The organism is Achromobacter sp. ES-001, assembly GCF_019448355.1.
GTDB lineage: Bacteria > Pseudomonadota > Gammaproteobacteria > Burkholderiales > Burkholderiaceae_B > Achromobacter > Achromobacter spanius_B.
In genome coordinates this window covers 4292936-4316335 of the sequence record NZ_CP079940.1, presented here as the reverse complement: position 1 = coordinate 4316335, position 23400 = coordinate 4292936, and the positions used below count along the sequence as shown (strand labels likewise).

The 23400-nt window shown below is 64.4% G+C and carries 25 protein-coding genes; 6 read left to right on the top strand and 19 right to left on the bottom strand.

The features are described from left to right. Positions 1–771, bottom strand: coding sequence for an enoyl-CoA hydratase/isomerase family protein (locus KYT87_RS19365; RefSeq protein ID WP_046805945.1), 771 nt, complete (start codon positions 769–771; stop codon positions 1–3). 277 nt (positions 772–1048) lie between these two features. Between KYT87_RS19365 and KYT87_RS19360 the strand changes: the two genes are divergently transcribed. Next, the gene (locus KYT87_RS19360; RefSeq protein WP_219990608.1) at positions 1049–1927 is read left to right on the top strand and encodes an SMP-30/gluconolactonase/LRE family protein; all 879 of its coding nucleotides are present in this window, start codon (positions 1049–1051) and stop codon (positions 1925–1927) included. A 99-nt stretch (positions 1928–2026) separates the two neighbouring features. Here KYT87_RS19360 and KYT87_RS19355 read toward each other — a convergent pair whose 3' ends face one another. Next, on the bottom strand, positions 2027–2974 hold the full coding sequence (locus KYT87_RS19355; protein ID WP_120157569.1) for a LysR family transcriptional regulator: 948 nt from the start codon (positions 2972–2974) through the stop codon (positions 2027–2029). 108 nt (positions 2975–3082) lie between these two features. Here KYT87_RS19355 and KYT87_RS19350 point away from each other — a divergent pair, with 108 nt between their 5' ends. Next, positions 3083–4147, top strand: coding sequence for an LLM class flavin-dependent oxidoreductase (locus KYT87_RS19350; protein ID WP_104145943.1), 1065 nt, complete (start codon positions 3083–3085; stop codon positions 4145–4147). 11 nt (positions 4148–4158) lie between these two features. Beyond that, entirely contained in the window at positions 4159–4956 is a 798-nt protein-coding gene (locus KYT87_RS19345; RefSeq protein ID WP_046805942.1) for a flavin reductase family protein, read from the top strand. Between the two features lie 100 nt (positions 4957–5056). Here KYT87_RS19345 and KYT87_RS19340 read toward each other — a convergent pair whose 3' ends face one another. From KYT87_RS19340 to KYT87_RS19330, 3 genes are all read right to left on the bottom strand, one after another. After that, on the bottom strand, positions 5057–6019 hold the full coding sequence (locus tag KYT87_RS19340) for a tripartite tricarboxylate transporter substrate binding protein (protein WP_104145945.1): 963 nt from the start codon (positions 6017–6019) through the stop codon (positions 5057–5059). A gap of 193 nt (positions 6020–6212) precedes the next feature. Beyond that, positions 6213–7226, bottom strand: a complete 1014-nt coding sequence (locus KYT87_RS19335) for a zinc-binding alcohol dehydrogenase family protein (protein ID WP_219990607.1) — start codon at positions 7224–7226, stop codon at positions 6213–6215. A gap of 36 nt (positions 7227–7262) precedes the next feature. Next, positions 7263–8057, bottom strand: coding sequence for an SDR family NAD(P)-dependent oxidoreductase (locus tag KYT87_RS19330; RefSeq protein WP_046805939.1), 795 nt, complete (start codon positions 8055–8057; stop codon positions 7263–7265). Positions 8058–8180: 123 nt separating this feature from the next. Between KYT87_RS19330 and KYT87_RS19325 the strand changes: the two genes are divergently transcribed. After that, on the top strand, positions 8181–9083 hold the full coding sequence (locus KYT87_RS19325) for a LysR family transcriptional regulator (protein ID WP_219990606.1): 903 nt from the start codon (positions 8181–8183) through the stop codon (positions 9081–9083). 33 nt (positions 9084–9116) lie between these two features. Here the strand turns inward: KYT87_RS19325 and KYT87_RS19320 are convergent, their stop codons facing one another. Then, complete coding sequence (locus KYT87_RS19320) at positions 9117–9638, bottom strand: DUF6496 domain-containing protein (RefSeq protein ID WP_104145949.1); 522 nt, start codon at positions 9636–9638, stop codon at positions 9117–9119. 186 nt (positions 9639–9824) lie between these two features. Between KYT87_RS19320 and KYT87_RS19315 the strand changes: the two genes are divergently transcribed. After that, a complete protein-coding gene (locus KYT87_RS19315) occupies positions 9825–10040 on the top strand; it encodes a dodecin (RefSeq protein WP_050449258.1) in 216 nt (71 codons plus the stop codon). Positions 10041–10692: 652 nt separating this feature from the next. On the opposite strand, the gene KYT87_RS19310 is transcribed toward KYT87_RS19315, so the two are convergent. The 3 genes from KYT87_RS19310 to hpxZ form a co-directional block, all read right to left on the bottom strand. Beyond that, entirely contained in the window at positions 10693–11406 is a 714-nt protein-coding gene (locus KYT87_RS19310; RefSeq protein WP_255593309.1) for a DUF6708 domain-containing protein, read from the bottom strand. A gap of 541 nt (positions 11407–11947) precedes the next feature. Continuing rightward, positions 11948–12502, bottom strand: coding sequence for an NADPH-dependent FMN reductase (locus KYT87_RS19305; protein WP_046804184.1), 555 nt, complete (start codon positions 12500–12502; stop codon positions 11948–11950). A gap of 180 nt (positions 12503–12682) precedes the next feature. Then, positions 12683–13057, bottom strand: coding sequence for an oxalurate catabolism protein HpxZ (gene hpxZ / locus KYT87_RS19300; protein WP_120156407.1), 375 nt, complete (start codon positions 13055–13057; stop codon positions 12683–12685). Positions 13058–13256: 199 nt separating this feature from the next. Between hpxZ and KYT87_RS19295 the strand changes: the two genes are divergently transcribed. Then, complete coding sequence (locus KYT87_RS19295) at positions 13257–13799, top strand: antibiotic biosynthesis monooxygenase (protein ID WP_219990605.1); 543 nt, start codon at positions 13257–13259, stop codon at positions 13797–13799. 13 nt (positions 13800–13812) lie between these two features. On the opposite strand, the gene KYT87_RS19290 is transcribed toward KYT87_RS19295, so the two are convergent. From KYT87_RS19290 to KYT87_RS19245, 10 genes are all read right to left on the bottom strand, one after another. Then, positions 13813–14520, bottom strand: coding sequence for a GntR family transcriptional regulator (locus tag KYT87_RS19290; protein ID WP_104144223.1), 708 nt, complete (start codon positions 14518–14520; stop codon positions 13813–13815). A gap of 64 nt (positions 14521–14584) precedes the next feature. Continuing rightward, positions 14585–15973 carry an AtzE family amidohydrolase gene (locus KYT87_RS19285; RefSeq protein WP_219990604.1) on the bottom strand — a complete coding sequence of 463 codons (1389 nt, stop codon included), beginning with the start codon at positions 15971–15973 and terminating at the stop codon, positions 14585–14587. Next, on the bottom strand, positions 15970–16152 hold the full coding sequence (locus tag KYT87_RS19280; protein ID WP_046804179.1) for a DUF4089 domain-containing protein: 183 nt from the start codon (positions 16150–16152) through the stop codon (positions 15970–15972). The genes KYT87_RS19285 and KYT87_RS19280 overlap by 4 nt, the downstream gene beginning before the upstream one ends. Before the next feature lie 115 nt (positions 16153–16267). After that, positions 16268–17089, bottom strand: coding sequence for an ABC transporter ATP-binding protein (locus KYT87_RS19275; protein WP_046804178.1), 822 nt, complete (start codon positions 17087–17089; stop codon positions 16268–16270). Continuing rightward, the gene (locus KYT87_RS19270) at positions 17090–17884 is read right to left on the bottom strand and encodes an ABC transporter permease (protein ID WP_046804177.1); all 795 of its coding nucleotides are present in this window, start codon (positions 17882–17884) and stop codon (positions 17090–17092) included. It abuts the gene before it with no gap. 90 nt (positions 17885–17974) lie between these two features. Next, positions 17975–18982 (bottom strand): ABC transporter substrate-binding protein, encoded by a 1008-nt coding sequence (locus tag KYT87_RS19265; protein ID WP_046804176.1) that lies wholly within the window; start codon positions 18980–18982, stop codon positions 17975–17977. A 240-nt stretch (positions 18983–19222) separates the two neighbouring features. Next, positions 19223–20212, bottom strand: a complete 990-nt coding sequence (locus KYT87_RS19260) for an NAD(P)-dependent oxidoreductase (RefSeq protein ID WP_219990603.1) — start codon at positions 20210–20212, stop codon at positions 19223–19225. 117 nt (positions 20213–20329) lie between these two features. After that, positions 20330–21289, bottom strand: a complete 960-nt coding sequence (locus KYT87_RS19255) for a tripartite tricarboxylate transporter substrate binding protein (protein ID WP_219990602.1) — start codon at positions 21287–21289, stop codon at positions 20330–20332. 130 nt (positions 21290–21419) lie between these two features. Beyond that, positions 21420–22220 carry a class II aldolase/adducin family protein gene (locus KYT87_RS19250; protein ID WP_046804173.1) on the bottom strand — a complete coding sequence of 267 codons (801 nt, stop codon included), beginning with the start codon at positions 22218–22220 and terminating at the stop codon, positions 21420–21422. A gap of 105 nt (positions 22221–22325) precedes the next feature. Beyond that, positions 22326–23252: a LysR family transcriptional regulator gene (locus KYT87_RS19245; RefSeq protein ID WP_046804208.1), complete on the bottom strand. Its 927-nt coding sequence runs from the start codon at positions 23250–23252 to the stop codon at positions 22326–22328. Between the last annotated feature and the right edge of the window lie 148 nt (positions 23253–23400).

The following is a 23400-nucleotide window of genomic DNA, read 5'->3' as shown; positions in this document are numbered from 1 at the left end:
TCAGCGGCCCTTGAATTGCGGCTGGCGCTTTTCCAGGAACGCCATGCGCGCCTCGCGGGCGTCTTCCGTCTTGGCCAGCGCCATCGTGAAGTCCTGCTCGAAACGGTAGGCGTCGCGCTGCGGCATCAGGTCCACCATGTTGGCGGCGCGCTTGGCATACAAGACGGCCAGCGGTGCCTTGGACGCAATTTCATGCGCCAGCGCCAGCGCCGTGGGCAGCAACTGGTCGGGCGGCAGCACGTCTTCCAGCACGTTGCGGCGCAACAGGTCGTGCGCGCTCAGGCGCTGGCCGGTGAAGAACATGCGGCGCAAGGTTGACCGGCCCACCAGCGTGCGCAACATGGACGCGCCGCCCGCCAGGCCCACGTTGATCTCCGGCATGCCGAAGGTGGCGTTGTCGGACGCGTACATGATGTCGCACGCGGCCATCAGCCCCAACCCCGCACCCAGCGCCGCGCCGTTCACCGCGGCAATCACCGGCTTGGCGCATTCCTTGATGGCGTTGCCGGTTTCGCGGGTGATGCGGTTGTGCTCCAGAAAGTCGCCGGCGATGTCGGCGTTGGGTCGGTCTTTCAAATCCGCCCCGGCGCAGAACACTTTTCCCTGGCCTGTCAGCACGGCGCAACGTATGTCGTCGCGCTCGGATATTTCGTCGAAGATGGCGACGATGCGGCGGCGCATGGCGCGGTTCAGCGCATTGACGGGCGGGCTGTTCAGCGTGACCAGCGCAACCCCTTCGTTGACTTCCAACGTGACGGTGGCATCGCTCATGCGGGCACCTTGTTGATTGGGGAAAAAGCGAGGGCGCGCAGGGCGCCGATGGCATGCTGCATGACGTGTCTCCATGAGTCCGATGGACCGGTCTTGCCCCGTTTTCAGCGCGGGGTGGCCGGTTTTTTTTGGATTATATGGACGGGTATTGCGCAGGATTCAGGCCAAAAATGTTGGTTGTGTTCTGCACGAAAACGGCATATTCCCGCGCCGCGCAAGCCGATACCATGGTTTGGGAATTCGTCCGCCGGACGAGCAGAACAGGGGCGGTCGGCACATGCAGATCGAGCGTATCGGCACGGTTCGCGCAGCGCTGGGCGAGTGCCCGGTGTGGGATGCGGCCGAAAATTGCTTGTGGATGCTGGATTGCCGCAGCGGGCAGTTGCTGAGGATCGATCCGGAAAACGGTGCGACGCGTGAATGGCGCTTGCCCGCCCCGGTGGGCTCGTTTGCGCTGAACGGCGGCGCCAGCATCATCGTGGCGTTGAAAGAAACCTTTGCGCTGGTCAGCCTGAACGACGGCGCTACGCGCACGCTGGGGCGCATTGACGACAGCCACCCCAACCTGCGGCTGAACGATGGCGCGCCGCTGCCTGATGGCAGCTTCGTGGCCGGCACCATGCATGTTCATCGGCAAGAGGGCGAAGCGGCGCTGGGCGGTTTGTACCGCGTGGATACGGGCGGCCGGGTCAGCCGCATCGCGCAAGGGCTGGGCGTGGTGAACGGCCCGGTCATGCATCCGGACGGCAGGCATTTTCATGTGTGCGATAGCGCGCAACGCAAGGGGTTTCGCTATCGCATGGAGGAAGCGGGCCGGTTGTTGTCCCCGCAGGTATTCATCGATACCGATGCGCTCGGTTCGGCCCCGGACGGCTGCTGCTTTGATCGCGAGGGCGGCTTGTGGACTGCGTTGGTGCACGCGGCGGCCATTGCGCGGTTCGATGCGGCGGGCAAGCTGGATCGCCGCATCGACCTGCCGGTGGCGCATCCGGCATCGCTATGTTTCGGTGGCCCGGATTTGTCGGATATCTTCGTCACGACCATCAGCGACAGCGGCCGGCTGACAGCCACGGGGCCGCTGGATGGAGCCTTGCTGCGCGTTCGGGGCGCGGGCGTCGTGGGCGCGCCGCGCGGGCAATGCCGCATTCGGCCTTGATGCTTCGGCCTTGATGCTTCGGCCTTGATGCATTCGGCCTTGATGCTTCGGCCATAATGCAACGCACTTGATGCAACGCCCTTGATGCATCGCCCCTTATCAGGGGCTTTCGGCGGCGGCCGTCTTGTTGTACGCCGTGAACCGCAGCGCCGAACCCGACACATGCGAGGCCACGAAATCCAGGAACAGCCGGATCTTCACGGGGATCATCGCGGTGTCCAGGATGGTGGCGTACATGCCTTCTTCGAAGGTCGTATTGGTGACGTGATAATCAGGGAATAAACGCACCAGCGTGCCGCGCGAAATATCGTTGTGCACGGTGTAGTCATCCAACAGCGCAATGCCCTCACCCAGCAGCGCCAGTTCCAGCAGCGCGACGCCGTTGTTGGTCACGTGGCGCGGCTTGATCAGCACTTCCTCAATCGCTTCATCCTGCTTGAAGCGCCAGCAATATTGATCGCCGGGCAGCAGGTAGGCCAGGCAATCGTGCTGCGCGATATCGGCGGGCCGGGCGGGCGCGGCGTGCTTGGCCAGGTAGGCGGGCGAGGCCACCAGAAAACGTTCGCTCTTGAACAGGATGCGCCGCTTTAAGCCCGCTTCAACGGGGGGAGAAATGCGGAAATCGATATCGAAGTTGTTGCGCCGCAGGTCTGCCTTGGTTTCGGACAGCACCAGTTCAATATGAATGTCGGGGTACTGCTGGCGAAACGCGGCCACCAGCGGCGGCAGCACGCCCAGGCCGAACATCATGCGCGAATGCACCCGCAGGATGCCCTTGGGCGCGGCGCGGATTTCGGTGATGTTGCGATGCGCCTCGTTGATGTTCCACAGAATGGACTCAAGCTGTTGCGCATATTCCTGGCCGGCTTCGGTCAGCACGACCTGCCGGGTCGAACGCAGCAGCAGCTTTACGTTCAACTCGTTTTCGAACTCGGTGATCATGCGGGATACCGACGTTGCCGACACCCCGAACTGCCGAGCCGTTTCAGAAAAACTCTCGGTCTTGGAGATCGACAGAAAGAGCTCCATCGCGCGCAGCCTGTCCATCATTCCTCCACTTTACGCAGCACAGAACGCCGCATTTCCTGTATTTCCCCGATGACTGCCGGCCTCTAGAATTTCCTCAGAACGTCAAGCAATCAATGAGGAGACATTATGGAATTCGGCGTGTTCATTCTGGCGCAGCAGCGAGGTTACCACCAGTCCTCAAAGCAAGTCATCAACAACTCCATCGAGCAAACCGTGGTGGCGGAGCAGGCCGGTTTCGATGCGGCCTGGTACGCCGAGCACCACTTCAACAACTACTCCTTGTCGCCCTCGCCGCTGATGACGGTGGCGCACGCGGCGGCCAAGACGCAGCGCATACGCCTGGGCACGGCGGTGTGCATTCTGCCGCTGTATCACCCCGCGCGCTTCCTGGCCGAAGTGGGTTTTGTGGACACCGTTTCCAATGGCCGCCTGGACCTGGGCGTGGGCTCGGGCTATCAGGAATTCGAGTTCGAACGCTTCGGCGTGCAGATCGCGGATTCGGGCGCGATCTTCAACGAATTCCTGGACGTGATTCCCAAGGGCCTGACGCAGAAAATCTTTGAACACGACGGGCAATTCCTGAAGATACCGCCCAGCTCGATCGCCGTTCGCTGCTTGCAGGACCCGATGCCGCCGCTGTGGATCACGTCCGGCAACCCGGTCACGCTGGGCCGTGGCGTGCGCGAAAACCATAACCTGTTCGTCACGGCGCTGCTCAAGGGCAACGAGGCCATTTCCGAGCTGCGCGGCAGGCTGGAAAAAGTGGCCGAGGACAACGGTCGCGACCTGGACCGCGATGTGAAGTTCGGCTTTCTGCGCTGTGGCTACGCGTCGGACAACAAGGCCGAGATCGACGCGTACCTGGACTGCGCGCGCTTTCAACGCCGCATTTCCGAAAGCTTGAAATTCCGCCGCGCGCAAAGCGACGATGGCTACATGGTCAAGGAAGTGCCGTCTGAAAACGATCCCACGTTCGAGCAGCTGCGCAAGAACCTGCCGGTGGGCTCGGTCAATGAAGTGATCGACAAAATGCTGGAAGAGATCAGCATCCTGCGGCCCAAGCACATTGCGTTGCAGACGCAGCTGGGCGACTTCGATCAGAAGACGATGCTCAAGCAGATCGAGCTGTGGGGCGACAAGATCATTCCGGCCATCCGCAAGGAAGTCGGCAGCACGACGGCCGTGGCCTGAAGGAGTGCAAGATGCAGATCTATCTGAGCAACGCGGGGGCGATCACGCTGCGGCATCCGTCGGACTTCCGGCGGCTGGACGTGCTGGCCGATCCGCAGCCGCGTGACCGCCTGGAACACGCCATCGCCCGCGTCGGGCGACGCGAAGACGAGCGCCATGTGCGGCTGTCGCCATCGGTGCTGCGTTTTTTGTCGCAGCATGCGGGCGACCCGAAATGGGAAGCGGATTTTTCCGCCATGGTCGACTACGCGGCCCGGCACGGATGGGTCGACGAACGCGGCGACATCCGCGCGCACATGGTGGTCAACGAGCATGACCAGGTGGTGTCGGTTGACGACTTCAAGGCGGCGATGCGTTCGCTGCCCGCCGGCATCAGCGCGGTCACCACGGGGCAGGGCGATCAAGTGGCCGGCATGATCGTGTCCAGCCTGACCTCGATCTCGGCCGACCCGCCGATGGTCGGCTTCTTCGTTCAGCAGACCTCGTCCGCGCGCGAGCCCTTGCTGCGCCACGGCCGCTTTGTGGCCAATGTGCTGGGTGAAGGACACGAGGCCGTCATGCAGGCGTTTTTGGGCCAGCCGCAAGGCATGGCGCGCTTTGCGCAAGGCGGCTGGGTGATGAATGAGCAGGGCACGCCGGTGCTGCCCGATGCGCTGGCCAGCATCGAATGCGATATCGTCTGCACCGAAGTGCTGGGCACGCATGATCTGATCGTGGGCAAAATCCGCAAGACGACGTGCCGCGAAGCGCAGCCCGTTATCAACTTCAAATCCGCCACGCATCGCATCGCGCCCGTCCGGCTTCAATAGGCAAGGGCCGCGTCCAGGAAAATGCCCGCCATGTCGGCGGGCATTTTTTGCTGCTGTTGAAACGCAAGTTGCCGCCGGCTACGCGGCGGCAAGCCTCTGATCAATCCAGCACGATATGGTTTTCCTGGATGACGCGACCCCAGTATTGGCGGTCGGCTTCCAACTGCGCGTCCAGCGCTTGCGGGCCGCCGGCCTTTTCGGTCTGCCCGTTCGCCACCAACATTTGGCGAAAACTCTCGGCTTGAACCGTCTTGATCGCCGCGGCGGAATACGCCTGGATCAAATCGGCGGGCGTGCCCTTGGGCGCGTGCAGCGCGGTCCAGTAGCTGGCCTTTAACTGCGGATAGCCCAGCTCAACCACCGACGGCACATCGGGCAGGCCGGGGTCGCGCTGATCCGTCGTCAGCGCCAGGATCTTCACCGCGCCCGCCTTCTGGTGATCGGCCAGCGCGATGGGCGTCATGTAAGACAGGTCGTTGCGGCCGGTGATCAGGTCGATCAAGCTGGTCGGTGTGCTCTTGTAGGGCACGGCGGTCAGCGGGATGCCCAGCGTCTTGGCCAGGATCAAGCCGTACAAGTCGGTGACGCTGCCCGGACCCAGCGAGCCATAGGTCAGCGCGCGGTTTTCCTTCTTGGCGTAGGCGACCAGCTCGGCAATGGAATTGACGCCCATCGTGGCGGGCACGGTGATGGTCAACGGCCCATCGAACATCATCGCCACGGACGCGAAGCTGTCGAACCGGTATTGCAGGTTGGGACGCAGCAAGACGTTCAGCGACACCGGGCCCGAGCCACCCATCAGCAGCGTGTTGCCGTCGGCGGGGGCGCGCGCGACTTGCGCGGCGCCGATGATGCCGTTGGCGCCGGGCTTGTTTTCAACAATGAACGGCACGCCCAACTGCGCGCTCATGCCTTCGGCCAGCAGCCGGGCGAAGTTGTCGTTGGGGCCGCCGGGCGCGTAGGGCACGATCAGGGTCACGGGCTTGGGGGCGGCGCGCAACGGCCGCGCAAGCATCATGAGGGTGCCGGCCGCGAGGAAGCCGCGGCGCGTGAGCTTGAACATTGTCTCTCTCCTTGATCCCGCCGCCGTGCATGTCCGTGCCTTCTGTGGGCCGGGTCAGCGTATTGTCAGCGTGGCGACAGGGGCGGCGGGCGGCGCTGGGCCGCCCGCCTTGGGTTGTCACAGGAGTCGATGATAATTTTTATCGGACTTCCCGATTACCCCATCTTTGCGCAGAACAGTTCTGCGAAGGGCGTCAGAAACCTTCCAGGACGACCTTGCCCTGCGCCTTGCCGCTTTCGATGAAGGCATGGGCGCGGCGCAGGTTCTCAGCGTTGATCTTGCCGTAGTGCTCGCCTAGCGTCGTGCGCAGCGTGCCGTCGTCGATCAGCCGGGCCGCCTGGTTCAGCAATTCGTGCTGCGCGATCATGTCGGGCGTGTTGTGCAGCGAACGCGCAAACATGAACTCCCAATGCAGCGACGCCGATTTGCCCTTCAGCAACCGCACGTCGATGGCGCTGGGGTCGTCGATCAGCGCAATCTTGCCTTGCGGGGCGATGGCTTCGGCCAGCTGGGCAAAGTGCTTGTCGCTATGGGTCAGGCCGGCGATGTGGCTGACCTGTGGCACGCCGATGCGCTTGAGCTCTTGCGCCAGCGGCTTGCTGTGGTCGATGACGTGATGCGCACCCAGTTCGCGCACCCAGGCCTGCGTCTCGGGCCGCGACGCGGTGCCGATCACGGTCAGCCCCGTCAGTTGCCGCGCCAGCTGTACCAGGATGGACCCGACCCCGCCCGCCGCGCCCACCACCAGCAGGCTGCCCTGGCTTGGGGCGGCGTTGTCCAGCACGCGCAGCCGGTCAAACAGCAGTTCCCAGGCGGTGATGGTGGTCAAGGGCAACGCCGCGGCCTGTGCAAAGTCCAGGCTCTTGGGCATGTGGCCGACGATGCGTTCGTCCACCACATGGCGTTCACTGTTGGCGCCGGGGCGATTGATGGCGCCGGCGTACCAGACACGGTCGCCCGGCTTGAACAGGCTGACCTTCGCGCCCACGGCGCGCACGACGCCGGCGGCGTCCCAGCCGATGATCTCGGGCTTGCCGTCCTTGGGCGCGCGGTTGGCGCGGATCTTCACGTCGACCGGGTTCACCGAAATGGCGTGCACGTCCACCAGCAGGTCGTGGTCGCCGGGGGTGGGCTCGTCGATGGTGATGTCTTGCAGGGCGTCAGTCTGGTCGGCCGGCAGGTTCTTGAAGTAGGCAATGGCTTTCATATCGGTGGCTCGGGTTTTCGTTGTGATGGGGTGAGATCAAAGGATGGAGCGGACCACGCCGCCGTCCACGCGCAGCGCGGCGCCGTTGGTGGCACTGGCCTGGGTGGAGCACGCGTAGACGACCATGTTGGCCACTTCATCCACGGTCGCCAGCCGGCGCAGCAGGGACGTGGGGCGGTGCTGGGCGATGAAGTCGCGTTCCATCTCGTCTTGCGACACGCCTTGTTCCTTGGCCATTTCGGCGAAGAAGTCGGACACGCCTTCCGAGCGCGTCGGGCCGGGCAGCACGGCATTCACGGTGACGCCCGTGCCGGCGGTCAGCTCGGCCAGGCCCCGGGACACGGCCAGCATCGCCGTCTTGCTAACGCCGTAATGGATCATTTCCGCCGGAATCTGCACCGCCGATTCGCTGGAGATGAACACAATGCGGCCCCAGTTGGCCGCGATCATGCGGGGCAGGTAGTAGCGCGATAGCCGGATGCCGCTCATGACGTTGGTGTCCAGCATGTGCTGCCAGTCGTCGTCCGTGATTTCGGTGAACGACTTGGGGGCGAAGAAGCCGGCGTTGTTCACCAGGATGTCCACGTCGGGGTGGGCCGCCACGATGGACGCGGCGCCATCGGCGGTGGCCAGGTCGGCCTGCACGGTCGTGACCTTGGCGGCGGGAAATTTCTGTGCAATCGCGGCCGCCGCCTGGGCCAGCTTGTCGGCGCTGCGGCCGTGCAGCACCACTTGGGCGCCGGCTTCGGCCAGGCCCAACGCAATCGCCAGGCCGATGCCGCCGGATGACCCGGTGACCAGCGCCTTTTTGCCATTCAGTTCGATGTTCATGTGTCAGCTCCAGTAGAGATCAGGACAGGCTTGAAAACGAAACCATGATTACCCAGTTCACAGGCATGAAAAACCGGCTAGCATCGCACTCAGTTTCAATAATTTTTTGAAAATGAGTCGACCATGGTGCGGTTTGAAGACCTGCGGATCTTTGTGGCGTCGGCCGATCACGGCAGCTTTTCCGGCGCCGCGCGCGAACTGGACGTGTCGCCCGCCGTGGCCAGCGCGGCGCTGAAACGGCTGGAGCAGACGTTGGAGGCGCGCCTGTTCGTGCGGTCCACGCGCAGCCTGCGGCTGACGGCGGACGGCGAGCGCTATCTGGAATACGCGCGGTCGGCCATCGCCACGCTGGAGGCGGGCAAGAACGCGATGGCGCGCGACAAGACGGCGATATCCGGCACGCTGTCCGTCTCCATTCCGTCCGACCTGGGCCGCCACGTGCTGCTGCCCTGGCTGGATGATTTCCAGACCCAGCATCCGCGCGTAAGCTTCCAAGTGCGCATCAGCGACCGCTTGGCCGACCTGTACCGCCAGCCCGTGGACATCGCCATCCGCTACGGCAAGCCCAGCGATTCCGCCTTGGTGGCGCTGCCGCTGGCCGAACAAAACAGCCGCGTCGTCTGCGCGTCACCCGCCTATCTGGCGCGGCACGGCGTGCCCCAGAAACCCGAAGACCTGCGCGAGCACAACTGCCTGTCGTTCGTGCTGGGCGAAACGCTGCACGACCGCTGGGCGTTCGAACACGAAGGCAGCGCCATGACGGTACCCATCAAGGGTGACCGGGTGGGCGACGACGGCGATCTGGTGCGCCGCTGGGCGCTGGCGGGCAAGGGCGTGGCGTACAAATCGCGCTACGACGTGTTGCGCGATTTGCGCGCCGGGCGTTTGGTGGCGCTGCTGCCCGACTACGCCACCGAACCCTCACCGCTATACCTGCTCTGCGTGCACCGGATGTTGCTGTCCCCCGCCGTCAAGCGCCTGCGCGAGTTTCTGCAAGAGCGCTTTCGGCAGTTCGACGCGGGGTAGCGCGACGCGGGTTGCGGCGGCGGGGCAGCAGGCCTAATGCGCCGCGCGGTGGTGCGACCCCGATGCGGCCTTGTTCCTGGCCCGAGTCTGCGCCGCCTTCTTCGCGGCGGCGGAACGGCCGGCCGCGCCCTTGGTTGCGGCGGCCTTCTTCGCTGCTGCCGAGCGGTCGGCGGCTGTGCGGCGGCCCGCCGACTTGCTGGCGTGATGCGACAAGGCCGAACGCGACGCGGGCTTAGTGCTTTCCTTCTTCAACGCCTTGGTCGTTGCGTGAGAACGCGTGGACGACTTGGCATGCCCGTCGTGCGCGGCCTCGGTATCCTTTTTCGCCCGATGCTTGGTCGCCGCACTGGCCTTCTTCGACGGCGTGGCCTTCACGCCCGCGCGACGCGCTTTCGACAGTCCGATGGCAATGGCTTGCTTGGTGGAACGTACACCGTGCTTGCCTTCGCGCACGTGCTCGATTTCCTCGCGGACGAATTCTCCGGCCTGCGTGGATGCGGCCTTGCCTTCTCGCTTGTCTTTCTTCGCGCGTTCCAGGGTTTTCCGTTCAGGCATGGTGATCTCCTTGCTGGGTTGCGGGAGCGGGCTCCGTCGCCAGTCGAGACCACGCGACGGAACTCGTAACACCACGATAGCGCCGCGGCGTTATCCTGTGTGTTCGAATGGATTGCCGGTCGTAAGCGCCGGAACACGGGCCACAGACCGTCGATTCACGACTCACCCCCTTAGCGGAGACGAGCTATGTCGAATCATGTCTACAAGCAAATCGAACTGGTGGGATCTTCCACCACCTCAACCGATGACGCGATCGCCAAAGCGATCGAGCGCGCATCCGAAACCTTACGCAATCTGGACTGGTTTGAAGTCACTGAAGTGCGCGGCCATATCAAGGACGGCAAGGTGGCCCATTGGCAGGTCGGTTTGAAAATCGGCATGCGTCTCGAAGGAGACGAGTAATCCGCGCGCTGGTCGTTCTTTGACCAGCGCCTGCAAGTGCTTGTCGGACAAGGAGTTTTTGGGCTTGTTATCCGACTGTTCATAGGCTTGTCCACATTCCATGGGGACAAGCCTTTTCTTTTATCCCCACGTTTTGCGGCGCGGCACGCGACACGACCCGCGTCGCGCCGGCTGGGCAGCGGCTGGGCGTTTATTGCCCGCTGCTCTCAAGTGCTTGGCCTGTAAGCCTTTTTCGAGACTACCCGCATACTGTCCTCAGCCTTATCCACATTTGCCGGGGACAACTCGGTGCCATCCAGTCCCCCATTGAGCCTTTATTGACCACGCCATGCAGGTTATTGATCTGCATACGCTTTTTGCACCTGCCCTCAAACTGTCCTCATGCTTTTCCACAGAATGCTGGGACAAGACCCACAATCGGCTCCCGCCTTGATGACCGCTGTGCAGACATACAGCACTTTCGGGGATAACTTCGCCCAAACTCATCCAAAAGGACGATTGCGCATTGTTTGATCAGCACACGCAAGTGCTTGGCGGGGCAGGGGATTTTGACTGTGCCCCAATACTGTCCTCAGCCTTCTCCACAGATGGCGGGGATAAGTATTTATGGCGTCGAGGGTGCGGGCGGTGCTGCGTGTCGCAAACCCCCCGGTCAGGCCGGACCCGTCCGCGATTCCACATCCATCGCAGCCGGCCATTCGACCTTCGGCGCCAGACGAAGCGCCAGGTTGTGGGACGGCACTTCGTTAGGGTCGTTGAATTCTCGTACGGGTGGCACGGCGTCGACCCCGTACTGCATGTAGGCGCGCACGTAATCCCAGGAACTGCCTTCGTCCTGGTAGACGCTTAAGGGAAACCGGTCGATGACTTGGTTTGTACCGGGCTTGACGACGGCCACGGATACGCCCCACGAAATCATCAAGCCGCCTTGCCCGGTGGCCCCCCGTTGCCGCCAGACTTCGGCACGCAGGTCGGTCCAATCATAGGATTTCGTGGTGACCTGCCATTTCGCGAATGGATTCCACCAGACGTGTTCAAAGCTGTACACGTATACGGTTCGGCGTAAACGGTTAAAACGAACCGGCTCGTCGCGCGGGATGGCGGTGTCTATGCGTATGCAGTGGTATGCCATGGCGCCGGTCATGATGCCCGGTGCCAGGATTTGCAACGAGAAGACGATGCCGTGCTCCCAGCTGCTACACGCCATAGCCAGCACAGCTAAGGTGAAGCAGATTGGAAAGATGGCGAAGAACATTAATAGCCCGCGCATTTTTGTGGAGCGACGGGAAATCTCCAGATAGGCGTCGTTGAGCGCGTTGAGTGTAGGGGCATGATGGGGCTGGACTTCAGCGCGCTCGCCGTCCATGGGGGCGGCTAAATCGCGTTGCCACCCCCGATATGGTCTATCCAGTAAAGGTCTTTGGTTTGCCATAATTCCGGTTCTGAAAAAGGGAGGGCGGCCAGCGCCGCGGTCTCGTTCAGGACCGAAGGGGGGCGAGACGGCGCTCGACGCGAACACGCCGCAGCCTGGCCGCATCGGAGCAATGCAACATCCGTGCCATGAAACCGAATCTTGAAAATAGACGCGCGATATCAATGGCTTGCGGCGAAATTGGCGGACTTGTAGTGGCATGCGGTGCGTGCCATGCCCGGAAAACGCCCGCTTTTCACGAGAAATCGAGCCAGATTTGACTCGATTAAAAATAACCTGCGTCTTATCAACGACTTATAGCGGGCCAGATTTGGCTCGATCGGGTCAAATCTGGCTCATCTAGTCATGCCCCGGCGCCAGCCCCCACAAACGCGGCGCAAAAAAAAGCCCCCCGACGTGTCAGGGGGCTTGATCGCCCGGAGGTAGATCGGGCGATCGGCGCCGGTGGGCGTGGCCCTGCCGGCTGCGGCGGCAATCAGGTGTTCAGTTTCTTGACCCAGTCCACGTAGCGGTCGACCCAGCCTTGCAGGAACTTGCGGGTGCCTTCGTTGGTGATCGTGTATTGGTCGTCGATCAGGCCGTCGGAATATTGCAGGAACACTTCCGGCGTGGTCAGCGCGATGGCGCCTTCGGCGGCCAGGATGTTGCGCAAGTGCTGCTGCATCATCGCCGTGCCGGCGGCGCTGGGCGATGCGCCGACGATGCCGGCGGCCTTGCCCGGCCAGGAGTTCTGGCCCCAAGGGCGGGAGCCCCAGTCGATGGCGTTTTTCAACGCGGCGGGCAGCGAGCGGTTGTGCTCGGGCGACACGAAAAGCAGGCCTTGCGCGTCGGCGATCTGTTGCTTGAGCTTGGCGGCGGGGGCGGGCAGATTGTTTTCGTTGTCCTGGTTGTACAGCGGGATGTCGCCCAGGCTGACGTAGTCGAACTTGAAGTCTGCGGGAACCAGCTTTTCCAGCGCACGAGCCAATCGCAAATTGATCGAGGCGGCACGCAGGCTGCCGACGAAAACTGCAATTTTGTAGGTGCTCATGGGCAAATGCTCCAACGGGAAAGGGAAAAGCCAGTGTAGACCTGCTTGGCGACGCGCTCAATCATTGTCGCGTTATGTCTTAATGCGAGCCCCGCTGTCCTGCGGCAGAGCAGGCCAGCGGCTTGGCCGCGCGCGCCATGTCGGTGACAGCGCCGCGGCCGCGCGTCGCCCTTCAACGGGTCACACCATCAGGCTGACATGCGCCGACACCACGCGCCACCCTGCGGGCGTGCGCATCCAGGTCTGGCTTTGGCGGCCGATGCGGTCGCTGCCCTCGCGTTGGAATTCGATGTTGGTGGTGGCGAAGTCGGTGCCATACGTGGTGATGGCGGTGCGCAGGACGCGCCGTGCCAGGCCTTGCGGCGAGCGTCCGGCGCGGAATTCGCGGATGGCCTCATAGCCGTACAGATTTTCGCCGGCGCCGTAGCGCAAGGTGTGGGGGCTGTTCCAGAACAGCGTGTCCAGTTCCTGTACGTCGTTGGTCACCAGCGCGGTTTCGTAGCGCTCGAAAGCGGCGGTGACCTCGGCCACGACGTCCGGCAAATTGATGTCCATCTCTGTTTCTCCGCATGCACCGGCATGGTGCGTTGTGTAGGGGTAATCACCAATATGGTGTGTGTTGCGGTGCGCAAGTTTCGGCGCGTAACGCGTTGATGTCGTTCACGCCAGGGGAATGCTGCACCGCAAGGCTGGCACGGGGATTGCTAGGGTTAACACTGCATAACAAGCTACACCGTTGCCCAGGAGTTCCGTCATGTCCAGTTCCGCTGTTTCCGCCCCGGTCACCATGCTGGTCACGCGCCATATCGCGCCCGAACGCTATAGCGATTTTCTGTCCTGGATGCGCCAGGGCGAAATCCTGGCGGCGGGGTTTCCTGGATTTTTGGGATCGGGAGTGCTGCAACCGCCTGAAGGGGGCGATCAGTACCAGATCGTGCTGCGCTTCACCGACGAGGCGAGCCTGTTGCGGTGGGAAAAATCCTTGCCGCGCCGCATGTGGCTGGAACGCGGGGCGAACCTGGTGCGGGCCAGCCATGAACACCGCGTCAAAGGCACGGACGGCTGGTTTGCGCCGAAGGCCGCCAGCGCGCCGCCGCGCTGGAAGCAAGCGGTGAGCATCTGGCTGGCATACTTTCCGGTGCTGCTGGTGTTCTCGATTCTGGTCAGCGAGCATTTGAGCGTGCTGCCGGTGTTCTGGCGCGTCTTGATCACAAGCGTGATATTGACGCCGATTATGGTGTTCATCTGCATACCGGTGATTTCTCGGGTGCTGCAACGGTGGCTGCGGGCGGGGTGATGCCGAGCACCCGTCACGCCGCCTTGGCGGGACGGGTGGAATACAAGCGGTGCAGCGTGATCTTTCGCACCGCGCTTTGGCTGTCGCGGATATGCGCTTGCAGCAGCTGTGCAGCGGCGGCGCCGTCGCGGGCCAGCACGGCGCGCAGGATGGCGCCGTGTTCTTCATAAGTGTTGTCGATGCGGTCTTGCAGCGTGAAGTCCAGGCGACGCACGATGCGGATGCGCTCGGTGGCCGCGCGATGCACGCGTGCAATCTCCGGGTTGCCGGCAGCCGCCACCAAGTCGATATGAAAGCGTTCGTCCAGGTCGGCCAGCCATTCGCCGTCGCTGGACCGGTCGCTTGGCGCGACCAGCCAGGTGTCGGCCAATGATTGCAGCGCGCGCAGCGGATCGGGGCCCTGGGCCGGCAAACACAGGGCATGGACCGCGGCGGTTTCCAGCACGCTGCGCAGTTCGTAGAAGTGGTCCAGCGTATTGAAGTCCAACGGCTTGACCAGCCAGCCGTTGCGTTGCCGAACCTCCAGATAGCCTTCACGCTCCAGCCGGAACAGCGCTTCGCGCACCGGCGTGCGGCTCACTTGCAGCCGGTCCGCGATTTCGGTTTCGGTAAAGCGATCGCCCGGGGCCAGCCGGAAATCCAGGATGTCCCGTTTCAATGCACCGTAGGCCGTGTCGGCCAGGGTGCGGGGCATGTCGATGGCGGCGAATGCGGATTCCATAGCGGGCCTTGGATGTCGAGTGGTGGGACGGTCGGACGGTGGCGGAAGGCGATGAAAAGAAAGCTCAGACCGGGCGCACGCGCGCCGCGCCGGCTTGTTCCAGCGCGTAGGCGGCGGCCAGGCAATCGGCTTCGCGCCAAGGCGCGCCGATCAATTGCACGCCCAGTGGCAAGTGGCCGTCGTGTTCGGTCTCGGGCCAGGTGGGCGCGGTGCAGACGGGCAGGCCGATACATGAGATGGGTTGCGTCAGCAGCCCCATGCTGGCTCGCGCGGGCAGTTCCTTGCCGGCCAGCGTCAGCCAGTCGGTGCCGATGGGCGTGGCGGCCACGGGCGTGGCGGGCGCGATCAGCACGTCGTACTGGTCGAACAGCGCCATGGCCTCGCGGTAGACGCGGTGGCGGATGCGTTGCGCCTGCTGCACCCACGCGGCGGGCACCAGGCTGCCGGCGACCAGGCGGTCGCGCGAATAGGGTTCGTAGTAGTCGTAATGCGTGACCAGCTTGCGCCGATGCAGCGCGCCGCCTTCGGCCGCCGTGATGATGAAGGCCGCGGCGCGCGCTTGCGTGGCGCCGGGCATGTCGACGATGGCGGTGGCGTCCAGCGCGCGCGCGGCGATCTCGACGGCGCGGCGGGCTTGTGGGCCGGCCCAGTCGGCGAAGTAGCCGCCCAGCACGGCCACGCGCAATGTGCGCGCGCCCGAGGCTAGCGTGGGCAACACGGGGTCTACGGCATGCTGGGCGCAGGCGGCGTCGTCCGGGTCCGGGCCTTGCAACGCATCGTAGGCGGCGGCCAGGTCGCTGGCGCTGGCGGCAAAGGGGCCCAGGTGGTCCAGGCTGCCGACAAACGGAAACGACCCCGTGCGCGGCAGGCGGCCATAGGTGGGTTTCAAGCCGAAGACGCCGCACAGCGAGGCCGGCACGCGGATGGATCCGTTGGTGTCCGACCCCAGGGTCAGCGGCACCAGCCCGCCCGCTACGGCGGCCGCGCTGCCGCCCGAGGACCCGCCTGCGATGCGGCTGGTGTCGTGCGGGTTGCGGCAAGGGCCGTAATGCGTGTTTTCGGTGGTGAAGCCGTAGGCGTGTTCGTCCATGTTCAAGGCGCCGATCAGGACCGCGCCGGCGTCCCGCATCCGCGCGACCAGTCGCCCGTCTTGCGCGGCGGGCGGATTGGCGGCGTTGACGCGACCGCCTGCCAAGGTCACTTCATCAGCGATGTCGAACAGGTTTTTGACGGCGTAGGGCACGCCTGCCAGCGGCGGCAATGCTTCGCCACGCGCGCGGCGTGCGTCGATGGCGGCGGCTTCCTGGCGCGCGCGGGCTTCGGTCACGGCGGTAAAGCAGTTGTACGCGGGGTCGCGTTCGCGCACGCGGGCCAAGGTGGCGTCCAACACCGCCAGGGCGCTGCGTTCACCGCTGGCGACCTGGCGGGCGATGTCGATGGCGGGGCCGCTCACGGACGGAACACCGATGCGGATTCCAGTTCAACGGGCAGGGGCTCGTCGACGAAGCTGGCCGCAATGTCATGAATGCGCGAGAACTGTTGCACGACTTCGGCCGTGGCGGCCTCGCGCAAGGCGTAGCCTGACAGCGCCAAGGCGCTGCGCACATAGTGGTCGATGGTTTCCTGGGTCATGGCGGATGCTCCGATAGACGCGTTGGGGGTTTGCCTGAAGAGGTTTGCCTGATGGTGCTTGCCTGAGGATCTGCCCGGGCAGTCGCGGTGGTGACCGGCCTACCGGCCTACCGGTCTACCGGCGCACCTCGCGCTGGAAAATCTCCAGGCTCAGTTTCTTCATCTGAATAAAGCTGGGCTCGGACAGCGTATCCACCGTGCGCGGGCGGGCATCCGTGTAGTCCAGGATCTCGGCCACGCGGGTGGGGCGCTTGGTCAGCAGCAGCACCTGGTCAGCCAGGTACACGGCTTCTTCCAGATCGTGCGACACCAGCAACATCGTGGTGCCCGTTTGCAGAAACACTTCTTGCAGCTTTTCGCGGATGAACAGCGTCATCTCGAAGTCCAGCGCGGAGAAGGGTTCGTCAAGAAACAGCACCTCGGGTCCGGGGGCCAGCGCGCGCATGATGGACGCCGTCTGCTGCTGCCCGCCACTGAGTTCATACGGGTAGCGCTTGAGGTCGAACTTGACGTCGAACGAGGCGACCAGCTCTTCCACGCGCGCATCCACTTCGGCCTTGCTGCGGCCTTCCAGACGCAGCGGGTAGGCAATGTTGTCAATGGTGCGCAGCCACGGGAACATGGCTTCGCGGTAGTTCTGGAACACGTAGCCGATCTTGGTTTGCGCCAGGGACTTTCCGTCGAACAGGATCTCGCCTGAGTCGATGGGAATGAGGCCCGCGATCATGTTGATCAGCGTGGACTTGCCGCAGCCGTTGGGGCCGAAGACCGACACGATCTTGCCCTTGGGGATGTCCAGGTTGAAGTCTTCGTACAGCGGCCAGCCCGCGAAGTACTTGGTCAGGCCACGGATGGTGATGTGCGTGCCCAAGGGGCCGGGCGCGAACGGCGCGGCGGCGGGGGCAGGGGCGATGATGGGGTTGATGACGGTGGACATTTATCGGCCGCTCCAATGGACCACGCGCTTTTCCAGCACAAGAAAAATAATGTTCAGCACATAGCCCAACGCGCCGGCCGCCAGGATGGCCGCGTACATCTCGCGCACGTTCAGCACCTGCTGCGCGTTGATGATGCGATTGCCCAGGCCGCTGTCGGACCCGATGAACATTTCCGCCACGATCACGATCACCAGCGCCATCGACACGCCGCTGCGCAGGCCGACGAACGTGGGTTGCAGGCTTTCCCAGATCAGCACGTCCTTGAAGATCTGCCAGCGCGATGCGCCCATCACGCGGGCCGCCATCACGCGCTGCTTGCGTGCGTTGATGACGCCATAGGCACTGTTGAACAGAATCACCAGCACGGCGGCGAACGCGGCGATGGCGATCTTGTTCATGTCGGTGACGCCAAAGATCATCAGGAACAGCGGGATCAGCGCGGACGACGGCGTCGACCGAAAGAAGTCCACCAGGAACTCCACGCTGCGATACGCCTTTTCATTGCTGCCCAGCAGCACGCCCAGCGGCACGCCGATGACGCCGGCGATCACGAAGGCTTGCAGCGTGCGGTTCAGCGACGACAGGAAGTCCCACAGCAGCGGCCCGCCGGCCAGCCCCTTGACCAAGGCCACGATGGTGGCGCTGGGCGTGGGCAGCAGCACGGGGCTGACCAGTTGCAGTCGCACCACCAGGTCCCAGATCACGAAAAGCGCCAGGGGGCCGATCAGCGGCAGAAAGCGTGCGCCGTTGAACTTGCGCGGCGGCTGCCTGGTGGGGGCGGAGGGGGCGGTCATGGCGGTCGGTGCCTTTGTCGCGGTCGCGGTCGTGGTCGCGCTTGCGGGCACGGTTGAGGTTGCGGAAGTCGCGGTCGTGGCTGTCATGGGTCAGCCCTTGTAAAGCATGGTCGACACGTCGACCTTTTGCGCGAAGATGCCCTTCTCGGTGAACAGGTCGAAGAACTTCTGGAAGTACTGGATGTCGCTGGGCGTGAACTCGTTGTAGAGCGTGTAGGCGGCCAGCGGCACTTCTTCGGTCATGGGGCCTTCGATGGCGGTGTAGCCCTTCATGAAGGGGCGCGCCTCGGCCGGCTTGGTGCGGATCAGTTCGATGCCGCGCGCGTAGGCCGCGATGAATTTCTTGCTTTCTTCCGGATGCTTTTTCAGGAACGCGGTGGTCAGCGAGGCCGACCCGCCAAACCACGGCGCCATCGGATCGCCCAACACGTACTTGGCGATCACGCCCGTTTCCAGCACGCGCGTGGTGCCGTTCAAGCGGCCCACCGTGCCCGTGGGTTCCAGCGTGTAGCACGCATCCAACTGGCCGGCGGCAACCGCGGCCACGTGCTGGCTGATTGCCAACTCGACCACGGTTGCTCCGGTTGCGCCGGCGCGCTCCAGTACTGCTTTGGCCAGCGTGGCGTTCTGGATGCCGGGTCCAGATCCGACCTTTTTCCCCTTGAGGTCTGCTATGGATTTGATGGGACTATCTTTCGCGACGATGAACTCATCCAGCACGTTCTTGGCGTTGCTGGGGTTGGACGCAAAAATCTTGAACAAGCCGGGCGAGGCGATTTCGCCGATGGCCAGGTTGGCCGAGCCGGTGCCGTTGGCGCTACCGTCCGCGCGACCGGCCAGCATGGCTTCCATGACCTGCTGCGCGCCCGCGAACTTCAGCGGCTCGACGTTCAGGCCCGCTTCCTTGAAGTAGCCTTTTTCGACGGCCGCGTAGAACGGCAGGCCGGCGGCCACCGGCCAGAAACCGATGCGGATCACCGGGCCCGACTGGGCGCGCACCAGCGCGGGCGCGGCCAGCGTCGCGGCGCCCAGGGCAGCGCCCTGGATCAGGCGGCGGCGGGTGGCGTTGAAGGCGAAAGGCGCATTGCGGTTGATCATGAAGGCTCCTGGAGGGCTTGCTGTGAAAGGTGTTGCGACGCTTGCCTTGTAGACAAGCTTGCATACCAGTCATCAAGCAAAACCCGTGCCAGGTTTGCCGGGGTGGGGTTAGCCCTGGGCGGCGCGCGCGGCAGCCTCGCGCTGGTGCCACGCATGAACCATTTTGGTGCATGACGCACCACTGAAGGGGACAGTTCGAACGCCGGGCGGGGCGTCGGCAGGCTGGCGGATGCGGCGGCGTCAGCCCACCACACGGTTGGCCAGCGGTTCTGCGCGCGCCCACCGGCGCAGGTTGTCTACAAACAGGCTGCGCACGCGTGCGCGATTGCCGTTCGAGAAACCCGCGCTGTGCGGCGTCACGATGACGTTGTCCAAACCCCATAGCGGGGACTCCGGCGGCAGCGGTTCTTGCTGGAACACGTCCAGGAACGCGCCGCCCAGTCGACGCGCCGACAAGGCGTCGATCAAGGCCGCTTCATCAATGACGTGGCCGCGCGCCACGTTGACGACCGACGCGTGCGCGGGCAGGGCGGCCAACGCCTGCTGGTCGATCAGCCCACGCGTGGCCGGCGTCAACGGGCAGGCCAGCACCAGCCAGTCGGCCGGTGGCAGCAGGCTGCGCAGGTCGGCATAGGTGACGGTGTGGCGCGCTTGTGGCACGGGCGTGGCGGAATGGCGCACCACCGACAGCGTCAGCCCCAGCGCGCCCAGCAGCGCGCCAATGCGTTGGCCGATGCCGCCCCAGCCCACCACCACGGCGTGTTGCCCAGCCAGATCGCGTGGCGTGCGATCGCCCAACAGAGGCCGCCACGCGCGTTCGCGCTGATCGGCGGCCAGCAGGGGCAGGCGGCGCGCCAAGGCCAGCACGCCGGCGATGGCGGTTTGCGCAACCACGGCGTCGGTCGCGCCTTGTGACGTGGTGATGGCGACGCCGCGCGCGTGCAGTTGCTGATAGATGTCGCGGTCCGCGCCGGCCGAGTGCACATGGACCCATTGCAGCTCAGGGGCGGACAGCAGCGCGTCGTAGTAACGCGCCGTGTCGGGCGTGATCTGGAACTTGGTGGACGCGCCGGTGATGTCGCGCGAAATAAACGCGACGTGCGCGGGGCACGGCTCGCCGGGCTGCGGGTGGCAGAGCGCGATGCGCGGTGCATCAACGCTGGCAAGCGCCTGGCGCAGCGCGCCCGCCTCGGCGGGCGAACAAAGGATGCGGATCTCGTCGTGCGGCATGGATGGCTCGGTGGTGACGCAGTGGGCGGCTGCTGGGGGGCGAGTGCTAAGAGGCGAGTGCCAAGGGCGGCTGCTTTGGGGATGTAGCTGCTTAGGCGTGCTGCTTAGGTGTGCTGCTTAGTTGGCGGCCGGTTGGAACTTGCGCACCAGCGCGGCCCACTTGTCGTGTTCCGCGCGGATGAACGTGGAGAACTGCGCGGGCGTGCCACCCACGGGCTCGGCGCCTTCATGCAGCATCTGCGCCTTCAGCGAGGGCAGGGCGGCGTTGACTTCGCGGTTGATCACGGCGACCACCTCGGGCGGCGTGCCTTTCGGGCCGAAGAAGCCAAACCATGAGCCGGCATCAAAGCCCGGATAGCCGGACTCGGCAATAGTGGGCAACTCGGGCAGGGTCGCCGACCGTTGCAGCGTGCTGACGGCCAGCGGGCGCAGCTTGCCCGCGCGTATCTGCCCGATCACCGACGGAATGGTGGCGAACATGAAGTCGATGCGTCCGGCCAGCAGGTCGTTGACCGCGTCGGCGCCCTTGTACGGCACGTGCGTGGCCTGCACCCCCAGTTGGTCCATCAACATATAGCTGGACAAGTGCGACGACGTGCCCACGCCGGTAGAGCTGTAGTTCAAGTGCTGCGCCTTTTTGACGTAAGCCAGAAAGCTCTTGATGTCCTTGGCGGGCGAGGACGGCGGCACGACCAGCACGTTGGGCACGGTGGCGATCTGCACCATCGGCACCAGGTCGGTCAAGGGGTCGAACGACAGTTTGGCCAGCGACGCATTCACCGCGATGGGGCCCACGGAATTGACGATCAGCGTGTGCCCGTCGGGCGCGGCGCGCACGACGAACTCGGTACCGATGTTGCCGCCCGCGCCCGGTTTGTTTTCCACCACGAACGGTTGCTCCAGCTTCTTGGACAGCGCGTTGGACATGCTGCGCGTCAACGTGTCGGTGGTGCCGCCGGCGGTGAACGCCACGATCACTTTCACAGGCTTGTCGGGGTAGTCGGCGGCCATGGCGGGCGGCGCGGTACAGGCGCAGGCCGCCGCTGCGGCGGCGAGCAGGGCTCGGGCAGTATTCATCGTTGTCTCCGTCCGTGGTTGTCGTTTGGATAGGTCGGCGCCGTGCCGCCACGTCGGCCGGCGCCATTGAAATGCAAGATCGAATGCAGGACTCCAATGCAGGAATCCGTCGTCGCTCAGGACGCCGGGGTCAATCCCGAAAGCCGGGGTCGATGCGGTCCAGCTTGCGCAGCAGGGCCGGCCATTCCATGACGCCGTAAGGGCGACGCGTGCCGGGCTGATAGTTGTTCCAGGTTTCTTCCAGCACGGCGGGGCTGACCTGGCGCAGCGGCGAGCCCGTGGCCATGGCCGCCAATTGGGAGCGGCAGGCCAGCTCCAGCCGATGCATCCAGTTAAAGGCCTCGCCCACCGTGCGGCCCACCGTCAGCGCGCCATGGTTGCGCAGGATCAGCGCTTCGCCCTGACCCAGGTCCTGCAACAGGGATTGCTGCTCTTGCAGGTCCAGCACCACGCCCTGGTAGTCGTGATAGCCAATCTTCAAAAAGCGCATGGCCGTCTGCGTCAACGGCAGCAGCCCGCAGTCCAGCGAGGCCACAGCCATCGACGCCCAGCTGTGCGTGTGGATCACGCAGTCCACGTCATGGCGCGCGGCGTGCACCGCGCTGTGGATCACGTAGCCGGCCTTGTTGATGCCGTAGTGCATGTCGCCAAAGTCCGGCTTGGCCAGGATGGTGCCGTCCAGGTCCACCTTGATCAGGCTGGACGCCGTGATCTCTTCGTACATCATCCCGTAGGGGTTGATGAGGAACGCGTTGTCTTCGCCAGGCACGCGGGCCGAGATGTGGTTGGCCATCATGTCGGCCATGCCGTAAAGCTCGACCAGTCGGTAACAGGCGGCCAGATCGACACGGGCCTGCCATTCCTGGTCGGAACAGTGCGGCCGCATGGAAGCAATGGGAAGCGTGCCCGGGCGTCGGGAGTCAGTGGTCATCAGCTTTGCAGAGGTCCGTTGCCGCGGCACCATGCCACGGCGTTCACCAATGCAATGTATGCGTGTGACCTGGCGCGGCCTAGCCCTGCGCCCGGCATGGGGGCATCACGAATCCAGAAGGGTGGCGCCGGGCCAGCCGCCGTGGCGCACCTGCGCACGCATCACGTCCACCAGCACCACGCGCGCGGCCAGCGCGGCGGGTGACAGTTCTTCGTCGTTGATGCAGTAGACGGCGTTGCGGCGGTACAGGAAGGGGTCGTCGATGGGGTGCATGTTCAGCAGCCCGGCCTCGGCCCGCGCCACGGCGGCGCCCGGCTGGATGGTGGCGATGGGGTTGGCCTGCACCAGGTCCATCAAGGTCGTCAGCCCGTCCACTTCCACCGCCACCCAGGGCTCGATGCCGACGCGTTCGAAGGCGGCTTCTACCCAGGCGCGCAGGCCATGGGCCTTGCTGGTCACGGCCAGGGGCAGGCCCGCCAACTGGTCGATGGTGGCGGGTTCGCCGTCGGGCAAGGCGAACACGCCGCGCTGGGCCAGCAGGAACAATTTTTCGTCCAGCACCGGGATGGCGCTGCGGCCCTGGCTGCTGTCATTCTGGAACAGCACCGCCAGATCCAGGCGCCGGTTGTTCAGCTGGTCGCCCAGGTTGCCGGACAAGCCTTCGACCAGATGCAGCCGCACGTTGGGATAGCGTTCGGCCATGGCCGCGTAGAACGGCCGGGCCAACATGGACGCCGTGGTGGGCGCAAAGCCCACGCTGACCATGCCCGACAGCCGGGCCTCGCGCGCGGCGGCCACGGCGTGTTCTGCGTGCCGCAGTGTCAGCCGGGCCTGGCGCAGAAACGCGGTGCCGGCGGCGGTGGGCACCACGCCGGTGTGCGTGCGCATCAGCAAGCGCGTCGCCAATTCGCTTTCCAGTCGGCTGATCTGCTGGCTTAGCGCCGAGGCCACCACGCCCAGATCGCGCGCTGCCCGGCCGATGCTGCCAAGTTCGGCCACGCGCACGAAGTAGCGGAGTTGACGCAGTTCCATGGTCTTCAAAACGGGGACGGTAATAGCGGGATAGTAGCGGCACGCTTTGGTGGCGCGCATTTTTTTGCGCGGATGTCGTTCAAAAAAATGTCAGGTATCTGACTTGGCGCTGAACATCAAACGAAAATTGTTTACACTCGCATCCACA